4 protein-coding genes are annotated in these 11,067 nt (G+C 40.4%); 3 read left to right on the top strand and 1 reads right to left on the bottom strand.

From position 1 onward, the window contains the following. Both H524_RS0110950 and H524_RS0110945 read left to right on the top strand, forming a co-directional pair. The coding region (locus tag H524_RS0110950) for a DEAD/DEAH box helicase family protein (protein ID WP_027940248.1) at window positions 1–5,084 on the top strand (5,084 nt) is incomplete at its 5' end. 131 nt (window positions 5,085–5,215) lie between these two features. Then, on the top strand, window positions 5,216–8,353 hold the full coding sequence (locus H524_RS0110945) for a coiled-coil domain-containing protein (protein WP_027940247.1): 3,138 nt from the start codon (window positions 5,216–5,218) through the stop codon (window positions 8,351–8,353). Between the two features lie 13 nt (window positions 8,354–8,366). Here the strand turns inward: H524_RS0110945 and H524_RS0110940 are convergent, their stop codons facing one another. Further along, window positions 8,367–9,827 (bottom strand): class I SAM-dependent RNA methyltransferase, encoded by a 1,461-nt coding sequence (locus tag H524_RS0110940; protein WP_027940246.1) that lies wholly within the window; start codon window positions 9,825–9,827, stop codon window positions 8,367–8,369. Between the two features lie 464 nt (window positions 9,828–10,291). On the opposite strand from H524_RS0110940, the gene H524_RS15530 reads away from it, so the two are divergent. Further along, on the top strand, window positions 10,292–10,810 hold the full coding sequence (locus H524_RS15530) for a hypothetical protein (RefSeq protein WP_044122124.1): 519 nt from the start codon (window positions 10,292–10,294) through the stop codon (window positions 10,808–10,810). The last annotated feature ends 257 nt before the right edge of the window (window positions 10,811–11,067 follow it).

Genomic DNA, 11,067 nt, shown 5'->3' with positions numbered 1-11,067 from the left:
TTAGTGCATCTAGCCTTGATTCTTGGCTGAAAGAATACTTCTTAAAGCTCTCTGATGAAAATCTTGGAGTCTTTACATCCCCATTTGCTCATCAGATTGATGCTTTACAAAGTGCCGTATCTGGCAATGATCTTTTTGTATCCACTGGCACAGGCTCTGGTAAAACCGAGTGTTTTATGTGGCCACTATTAGCAAAGCTAGCAACAGAGGCGCGAAACTCACAAGATACTTGGGCTAATAGAGGTGTACGTTGCATCATTATGTATCCAATGAACGCCTTAGTATCTGATCAAATTAGCCGTCTACGTCGCATGATTGGCGATCCAAACAATCGTTTTATCTCTATATTCAGAGATACATGTGGTCAATATGTACGCCGCCCTCAATTTGGCATGTACACAAGCCGTACTCCATATCCTGGTGAAATGCCGGATAACAAGCAAGATAAGAGACTAGTAGCTACACTTAATAGCGTATTCAAGCCAAACTCAAAAAATGGGTTAGACTTCCATGAGCGCTTACACAAAGAAGGAAAAATACCAGCTAAGTCTGACTATGATGTTTTCCTAACTAAGCTAAACAATAGCAATCATACCCCTAACGATGATGATGCTGAACTTATTACTAGATTTGAGATGCAGGACTTCTGCCCAGACATCCTGATCACAAACTACTCTATGCTTGAGTATATGCTCTTACGTAGAAACGAACGTAAGATCTGGGGGAACACTCGTGCATGGCTAGAGTCTGATAGTAATAACCGACTGCTATTTGTTATAGATGAAGCCCATATGTATAGCGGTTCATCTGGTGGCGAAGTAGCATTCTTAATTCGTCGTCTACTCAATAAGTTGGAGATCAGCCGCGATCGCGTGCAGTTCATCTTGACTACTGCGAGTATGCCTAACAAAGATGAACAAGATCGCCAGGCTGTCATGACTTTTGCCAACTCTCTTACTGCAAATGACTCAGGTAAAGAGTTTCATTATCTTACTGGCACAAGAGAGCAAATCGACGACAAAATTGAGCACGACATTCCTAATGAAATCATACTGAATGCCGATCCTGGTGCCTTTGAAGACACTGATGAATGCAAGTTTAAAGCTCTTACAAACTTCTGGTCGCAAATTCAAGGTTACGACTCTACGCTTAATAATTTAGATGATATCTATATATGGATGCATCAAAACTTAGCCTCGTTCACTCCATTTAAAAAGCTGATTAAAGCCTGTAGAGGTAATGCAGTTTCTATAGATGAACTTGCTACACATATATTCCCTACGCTAAATGATTCAGACGCAAAGCATTGCGTGAGTGTACTTTTGGCAATTGCACCTCTTGCTAAAGATGCCAAGGGATCAGTTCTTTTTCCAGCTCGCATGCACATGCTTTTCAAAGGCATCACTGGCGCTTATGCATGCACTAACCCAAACTGTCCACACTCTCATAGCGGAGATGGTGTACAACTTGGCGAGATCTTCTTCACTGATGAGCATCAAACATGTCCTTACTGCGGTAGCCAAGTTTACGAGCTGTATAACGACCGTCGTTGTGGAGCCTTGTTTTTTAAAGGCTATATCCTAACGCAGCAAGCTGATTTCCAAGAAGACACATATCTTTGGAGAAACCACGGCCATATTATGGATAACAGTATGAAAGAACTTCATCTGTATATTCCATCAAAGGACTATAAGGAAGAAAGATCTAAAGGGAAAAAGACCCATCCAATCAAGCGTTGCTATCTTGATATTACTTCTGGATTCTTAACACTCGACATCTCAAAGAGCGATGCTAATCCATCAAGATACATAAAACTCTATTACTGCCTTTACAGCACTGATGGTAGGCCAGAAACATACACTTTCTCAAAGTGCCCTCATTGTCGTCACTTACTTTCTTACAGACAGCTTTCATCATTCAGTACTAAAGGAAATCAGTCTTTCTTCAACCTCATTAAGACTCAATTCCAGCAACAACCAGCTGTAGCTGGCAAAGCCGGCATGCCCGATAAGTATCCTAATGAGGGTCGTAAGGTTCTGCTCTTTTCTGATAGCAGACAGCGAGCTGCTAAGCTTGCAAAAGACATGTCACAGCTCTCTGAAATAATGGTTGCACGACAGTTATTTGCTTGTGCAATCAAGTTAATGATGGAAACTGATAAGAAATTAACCTTAGACTCCATCTACGACTTTTTATGCATCACGGCTGCACGTAAGAATATTAAATTATTTCATGATGATAATCGGCAGCTCTTTATCGAGCACTGTAACAAATGCATGGAGGAGTTTAAATTATTTGATGAAGACTTGGGATATGAAACAAATTGCCGCGTCTCAAATGCCGCTCCAAATCAAATTAAAGAATACCTTCTGCGACTCATTGCTGGAGGTTCAAATACTCTTTATGACTCTGCAATTTGTTGGGTTGAGCCAACTCCTAGACAAACTCAAAAAGCGCTCCGCAAACTAAAAGAATACGGTATAAATCTTAAAAAAGATGAGTTTATTGAGTTCTTTAATGCCTGGTTCATGAAAGTCTGTGATGAGAATTTAGCTATTGGTAACACCATCAGTCAAGATATAAGAACTAATGTCAAAAGACCTTTAAATAAGCTTTGTTATGGCCTCGCCAATAACTGGGGCTTCCCAAATCCTATTCCTAATATCATGGGCTGGGGAAAAAATGATCCAGAAATGGACTGGTGGAAAGAAGCACTACAGCTGAACTTCTTAGAACAAGGCGAAGATGGCAACTACTACATTACCCTTGACTCCGTCTCTCCTAATTTTAATTACGAGCATGTGTGGTTCAAATGTGAAACTTGTTCTGAACTAACGCCATATCTTCTTAAAAAGAAATGCCCAAGCTGTGGTGCTAGTGAAGTACACGAAATGACTGATGAAGAATATGGCGCTTTAGCATTTTGGAGAAAGCCAATTGATGACGCAATCAATGGGGAGGCCCCACGTATCATTGATACAGAGGAGCATACCGCACAGCTTTCTCATAAAGACCAGCGTGATAACTTGTGGTCAAAGACAGAGCAGTATGAACTGCGCTTCCAGGACATTATCACTGATAATGAAACACCTGTAGACATCTTAAGCTCTACAACTACTATGGAGGTGGGTATTGATATTGGCTCTTTGATTGCCGTAGGTCTGCGTAATATCCCGCCAAAGAGAGAAAACTATCAGCAGCGTGCAGGTCGTGCAGGTCGTCGTGGCTCGAGCCTATCTACAATCGTCACCTATTGTGAGGGTGGAGCACATGATGCGATGTACTTTAAAGATCCAGTACCGATGTTCCGTGGCGATCCTTGCAGACCGTGGGTTGATATTAAAAACCGCAAACTACTGCAGCGCCACGTAAGCATGATCTTGCTTCAAGAGTTTGAGCCTATAGCTGAAAAGGGCTTAGATAAGATCTCTGCTATCGACTTTCTAAATACTCATTTAGAAGAGTTCAAATCATTCATTCAAGGCTATGAATCTCAAAGAGTCATTAAGCTACTGCCTAAAGGATCCATATTTGATTTTGAGGAGCTACAAAAACAGCTGATTAGCGCACTTATGTCCTTAAAAACAAAGTGCGACGAACATCCTGATCTATTTGATACTCAACCTTTTTCATATGAGTCATTGCCAAAATCACTGCTAGATGCTTTATATGAGGAGAGCATTATTCCTACTTACTCTTTCCCAAAGAATGTTGTTAGCACATATATCACTAACTCTGAAGGAAAGATCAAGTATGAAATCGATCGTGGTTTAGATGTAGCAATAAGCGAATATGCTCCCGGCAGAGCAATTGTTGTAGATAAACAAACGTACCAAATTGGAGGAATCTACGCTCCAATAACACGATCAACAAAGAATAAGTTTGAGCCTGCAAAATCCTACATGGAAGATCCTAACTACCTAAAAACACTAATGAAGTGTGATAACTGTGGGTGGTTTGGTCTTGCAAAAGATAAGGATCATGTGTGTCCTTTCTGCGGAAGCCATGGTATTAGAGAAGATGAGCACAAAATGCTTCGACCATGGGGCTTTGCTCCAGTTGGTGCTAGACCAATTGCAGATGCTCAGCTTAATGAAACGTATAGCTCGGCTCAGCAGCCTCTGTACTCAACCTTACCTCAAGGTGATGAAATGCAGGTTGTTGATAACTATACCTACCTTAAAATGGCATCACGCACCAATCAGCGCATCATCATGATTAACCGTGGCGAACGCAAGAAAGGTTTCATGGTATGCGAGCAGTGCGGTGCAGCCATGCCAGGTAATGACAAAAAGGTTTTAAATAACATACCAAGGCCATACAAAATTAAAGGTATGACTCAATCCAGATGCCAACATAAATACGCATTAAATGTCAATCTTGGCTATGACTTTATCACCGATATGATGGTTTTAGAGTTTGCAATCGATAGTTCTATCATTGATGTTAATAGCGACAATAAGACCTGGATTAATAGAGCCTCTCAATCTATGGCTGAAGCTTTACGTCTAGCTGCTAGCAAGTGTCTGGATGTAGATTTTACAGAGCTAGTTGCCGGATTTAGATTAAGAAGCAGTAGAGGTGGCACATTTGTAGATATCTATCTATACGACAGTCTTTCAAGTGGTGCGGGGTATTCTGCGGCTGCCGCTAACAACATAAATGAAATCTTGCATGAAACACACAAACTTTTAACTGACTGCACATGTAAATCTGCGTGCTCTAAATGTCTTAAGCACTTTCGTAATCAGTTTGTTCATGGCCTACTCGACCGTCATGCTGCAGCACAGCTTCTTGAGTGGGCAAGAACAGGAGAACCGGCTGTTGCACTTAGCATTGAGGAGCAACAAGAACTACTGCACCCAATTACAAGCATATTATCTAGCAAAGGATTGGATATTGATTTTAAACAGGATCAAATATCTGGAACATGCTCAGGATATGCAAAAGAAGTGGTTGTTTACCCAGCCATGTGGGTCAAACCATATAAGGAGAATACCGTCTTTATTAGCGATGCTATTCTCAAGCATGCTAAGCCATATGCTATCCAAGAGTTGGAGATGGGCTTCGGGCTAAGCAATTAAAGCAGTTCTAAGAATCAAAGACTCGTAACACTGATTAAGCGTTACGATCTTTAAAGCTTCGTTTAACTTCAACAAGCTAAGTACAAAGTTGCCTCACAGCAATCGAACTAGAATTACCTAAGAGTCATTTTATGAACAGCATATCAGTGCTAACACAAGAAGAAAGGTTAAGTGTATTTAATGCCTTCGGCGAAGACACTGTTCGCTCATTGTATGAACAGAGTAGTGATCATAATGAGAGTTCTGAAGATTTAGCACTGCATCAACTGCTTGATAATGAGATCAAAGCAATTAAATCAAATATCAAAAGTCAGGCTCAAGAAGGATTGTCGCTAGAGGATAACATTGCACATGTATTGTTTCAATCCAAGCTAGCCGATTCTTTGTCTGTGTACTTTAAGCTTTGTGGTCAAAAATACACAGATGACATCAAGGTAAAGATAGTACAGAAGGTTGAGTCAATAAAATACGGCGATGTAATTTTAAAACGACCTAAGAAGTATGATTACATCAAGCTTAACGACTATAGATTACGTCTCAATATGTATGATGACTCCAACGAGTCATTTAAGCATCGAGATAGACGCAGCTGGAAGAACGTATCACTTTTTTATTTAGAGCATAAAAAAGACACTTCAATTCAGTCTTTAAAACGACTTGCTGATCTTGACTTCACCACTTATGAATTGCAGGTATATGAGGCACCTAAATCTTTCTCTTCTGTTTTTACCCCTGATTCATACATACAAGTTACAAATGTTCCAAACATAGCAGCTAATCTATGCTCAATGTGGTCATGGCACGTCGAATACCCTGGGCAAACAACCAAAACTAAAAAATTAGCTTCACAGTTTGAGCCTGAGCTTAGACCTATTGCTTTATACATGTTAAACAATTGCAGTAGCCTAAATGAGCTTGTACAGGGTCTCAAACAAGGCATCTACGAAAAGATCACAGCTACTAGGATGATGTTTTATTGCCGCGATGTCGAAAGTAATTTGTATTGTGGTTTGCTATGTGAAATAAAAGATCTTACGGTCAATGACAACTTCATTAGTCTATGCGATGAGTGTGAATCTTTGCCTAAGTATACTTTCTCTGATAGCTACATACTTAAATTACATAATGGTATGTTCTTCTATAAGAAACTATTTGCAGGTGTGCCAGAAGATCTCGTACTTATCAAGGATAAAAATGAGATAGTTCAAGACATTATGAGCGATGCTGTTCATTATTCTAAGTCAGTATCATTAGCTCAGATTAGCGATAATTATAAGATTCTTAACTCACTTATTCGGAGTATTAAAACTAAAGAAACTGTCGATAAAATCGCCTACCACTGCCTTTGTTCAGAAGCTGAAGCCAAATCACTGTTTAACTCATTTATCGGCAAGATGCATGAAAAGCTAAATCTAAATAACCTTCGCCATGAACAGTTAGAGCAACTAATAGAACTCAATAAAGGTCTCAAACAAAGACTTATTAATTTTGCTAAACACCATTTAAATCGAGAAGATAAGGCTAAACAATCCCAAGAAACATCTGTAGATCATAAAGATGTCGCAAACGACGAAGATCAGCCAAATAATGCTCTCTCAAAAATTGAGTTAGGCGATATAACTAAAGAGAATTTCAAAGATCTGCTCGATCACAATCCCGATCTCAAAGACCAGCTCTTATCTCTACTAAACGAGAGCAAACCTAGCTCTTCTTTAATTGATACCGCCGAAGGTCAACTTAAGGCTCTAAATGACGAAATAATCTCTAAAAAGAAAGAGCTAGAAATCATACAACGAGACCAAGATAAGATCTTGAGCGTAATTACTAAACAGCTTCAAGAGACTCATTCTTCAGTTACTAGTCAAGCTAAGGATGAATTACAACGTCTCCATAGTGATATAGACTCTACAAGTAAAGAGTTAGAGATCATACAAAGGGATAAAGACAAGATCTTGAGTGTAATTACTAAACAACTTCAAGAGTCTCATTCTTCAACAAATAGTCAAGCCAAAGATGAGTTAAAACGTCTGCATGCGGATATAGACTCTTCAACTAAAGAACTAGAGATCATACAAAGAGACAAAGACAAGATCTTAACTACCATAATAAAACAGCTTCAAGACAATCATTCTTCAAATATTAATCAAGCCAAAGATGAATTAAAACGTCTGCAAGCTGATATAGACTCTAAAACTAAAGAGCTCGAAATTATCCATGAAGAAATTATTGATGCTGAAAAAGAAAAGAGAAACATCATAGATCAGACTCATGCGCAATTGCAGTTAGCTGATGATGTTCAAGCCGAAGTTGCGCAACGTATTGAAGATGCACAGGCACAGGCATCCTCATTTATAGCCACTATGTGCTTTTCTTCTAACATCCCAGCATCAATTGCGCATCTACTAAAGCCAATCTCATACGAAACTTTTGGACCATCTGATGCTCTATTTGAATCATTAAACGATTGGTATGATGTTATTGAGGTGGTTAAATATAACCTTATAGAAACAGGCATAACTAAAAGCTCAAACCATGATTTTGGTTATGGCCTTGCCATATACTTATGTGCAGCTTATCTACTCAAGCAACCTATTTTACTCACAGGTCACAAGGCAAAGGACATTGCAATCGCCTTTGCTCACGCAATCGACCGTGGTAGATACGGAGAGCTTAATTGTTTAGGTGAATACGATCATTCTGCAGTTCAGAACATAGGCAAAAATCATGAGAAGATTGTCATGCTTAACAACTTAATTACCAGCAACTGGATAAATCGCGCTCATGAGCTATTTGCTAAACCAAAAGTTTTCTTTATTGCTACCCATTCATTCAAAGAAGATCTTCAAGTAGAGCCTATAAGCCTCTATAACTATGTTTTGCCGCTGATAACTGAGTTCATGGTAGACCAAGATAAACAAGTAGAGTATGAGCTCTCTTCATTGTCTAACGAGTTAGAATCGTCCAATACTAACGATAATTATGATGACGAGGCTAATATTTCTTTCAGTAAGCTAGGTCTGAGCCCCATGGTAGAAAGAAATATCAATAGGCTATCTTCAACAATGATGGGTATTGAGCAAAAAGCCCTTGCAAGTGAAAGCTGTGATAAAAGAAATATGCTGAAGATACAAGAGCTCTTAACAGTATTACCTTTAGCATATTGCACCCAAACCTTGTATCAGATAAAAGATGACATATTGCTTCATAGGCAAGATGATCATGAATACATGGAGATAAACCAAAGAGTTCGCTATTTATTTAGAGATTAGTGATTGTTCAGTACTAATCTTTAGTTAGGCAGACTAAGGTTTCGATATGAACTGAGTGAGGGAACATATCAAAGCCCTGTACGTAATCAATCTTAAAGCCACCTAGGAGTAATGGGACAAGATCGCGCTTTAAGGCCTTTAACGAGCAGAAGATCATGCTGACCTTGCAAGGGCCTTTGATCTTCGCGAGCAAGGCTGCATTGTTAGCACCGATACCAGCACGAGCAGGATCGGCGATCACAGCTTTAACATCGCTGAGCATATCTTTGATCAAAAGCTTAGGCAGAGCCTTAGACATATCTGATGCAGTGAAGCTTACATTGCTAATGCCATTGCGCTGAGCATTTTCTTTAGCAGCATCAATTGATGACTGCACTATCTCAACGCCAGTAACCTCATCAAAGTGATCTGCAAGTGCCAAGGTCATAGTGCCTACACCACAGCAAAGATCGATGGCCTTGCCTCTAGCTTGTTTGCATGCAGCGCCCGCACCTGATTCTGTTGCATTTGAGTTAGCGCAAGCGCTTGCGCTTGCGTTAACTGATGCGCAGTGAGCTACAGCAGCTCCATAGAGCTGCTCACACACGTCATAATTAACTTGCACAAAGGTTTGAGGACCAACATAGAAATCTTTGCCCGCAATGTTCTTGCTAAGTCTTGATGCGCCATGGATGAGAGTAACTTCATCACAGTACAGGGAGTTACCGTCTTGTGTATTAATGCCCACATACAAAGAGGCAAGCTCGAGGCTCTGTGCAGTAGCTTTAAGCGTCTCTTGCTCTTGTGAAGTAAGAGATTGTGTAGTGATGAGTAATACAGCTACACCATCATCACATTGACGCAATTGCATAGCTTTGAGAGTGCCATTATCAGCGCCATCTACAGCCTTCAGGTTTAATGATGACAGGGTGGTGTTGAGCTCGTTTGCAATAATGGCAAAGCACTCTGGCTCTAATGGGCACCTGTCAATGGCAATCAGATCATGACTACGAGAGGCAAAGAAGCCTTGTTCAAGCTGATTGCTTTGAGTGTTATTGGCAAAGTAGCGAATCGATTTGAAACGACAAGGTTGTTCGCTGCAAGAGTGGGTTTCTCTTATAAAGTCATCAAGCATGTCGCTATTGAGAAGCTCTGGACGCTTGAGACTTTTGACTACCTCTTCTAACGCATCTTTAATATCTGAGCGCTTGAGCTTAAGCTGAGAGGTATAAGTCATGTGCTGCAAGGCACAGCCACCACATGAGCCAAAGTACTGGCACAAAGCAGTGCTCTGACGATCTTTAGATGGCTTAACTATGGATATAACCTTGCCTGGGCAACGTTTGGAGTTTGGTACAAATGGCTGCCCTACTTCAACTTCTACCTGTTCTCCTACTAACACGTTCTCAATATAGATTTCACGGCCTGCATCAAGCGCAATACCCTCGCCTTTGGGCGACAATTTAGTAACTGTGACTAGTGATGTATGAGACATGAGCAGATCCTAAGCTTGGGTATGTGTCAGTGGAGCAAGTCAATCATATAGATTGCCATTAATACTGGCATATCCATAAGAGTGAGTACACATTGTAGCGAATCACAAGATAAATAATAAGCTTGTTAGAGCATGCCATTGCATCTTGCCTATGCTCATTTATGCAAGAACAAGAGGTATATACACCTTCAAGTTAGTCTCGTAAAGCTATGTGTAGACAATTGCCTAAAATACCCACCATATATAGCCATGAAATGGCTAATATAAGCTACATTCCTTATCTTTTTGCAGATCTAGGTTAACTCTAAGTTTTTAGTGCTATCCTAAGTGTATATCAGAGAGCCTTATTGGCTATATCAGGTTTTATTCGTTTTATTTTAAGCTGACGCTCATACACATACTGCGGCAGCAATATACTCTGCCCTTGCTAGCTGGCAGATGTTTGTTTGATTAAGGGGTAATTCATGCGCAATTTACTGAAGAAAAAAGGCATTGTGTCTAGTTCTGCCATTGCTCTTGCGCTTTCTGCGTCCCTCGTAGTTTCTGGCTGTACCAATCCAACTAGTACTGCCGGTTCAGTATCTTATTTTACTGAAGGCGTGATTACCGACATTGAGTACATCACCATTGATCTTAACCACTACAACACCAAAAACACAGCTGCAGTTGGTGGCGTTGCAGGTGCTGCAGCAGGTCAGATCCTTGGTGGCAATACCAAATCAACTTTAATTGGTGCAGGTATTGGTGCTTTATTAGCTGCCGGCGCAAGTATGGTAATGGACAGAACTACTGATGGCGCTCGTCTGACTGTGAATACCAATCAGGGGCTAATTCTGGTTGATCAGCCATTCTCTTGCAATTATCGTAAGGGCGCTAAGATTCGTCTTATCAACCGCAGCGACAACACCGTTGATGTGCAGGTTCTCGTAAATGGCAGCTACAAGACTGCTGAAAAGAACGCTCACAAAGACTGCCCTATCTAATGTAAAGATTTCTCTAATCTAGTGAGTATATGTTAAAGCCTGCCTCGTGCAGGCTTTTTTGTCTCTAAAAACCCTAGCGCCAATGTAGAGCGGGCGCTGATACTCATGGCCTGATAATTAAACACTAATTCTTTATATTCCTCATTTGCTTGATGGGCTTGTAAGCCGTTGCACACCCCACAAGTAAAAAATTAAAAATAGCCCTCAGCCCTTACTGCATCTGGCTTTACGTGATATGTAGGTCCTAAACGCATCTT

This window comes from Anaerobiospirillum succiniciproducens DSM 6400 (assembly GCF_000482845.1).
In the GTDB taxonomy this organism is placed as follows: domain Bacteria; phylum Pseudomonadota; class Gammaproteobacteria; order Enterobacterales; family Succinivibrionaceae; genus Anaerobiospirillum; species Anaerobiospirillum succiniciproducens.
The sequence above is the reverse complement of the archived record's forward strand: the minus strand, read 5'-3'. Positions and strand labels throughout refer to the sequence as shown.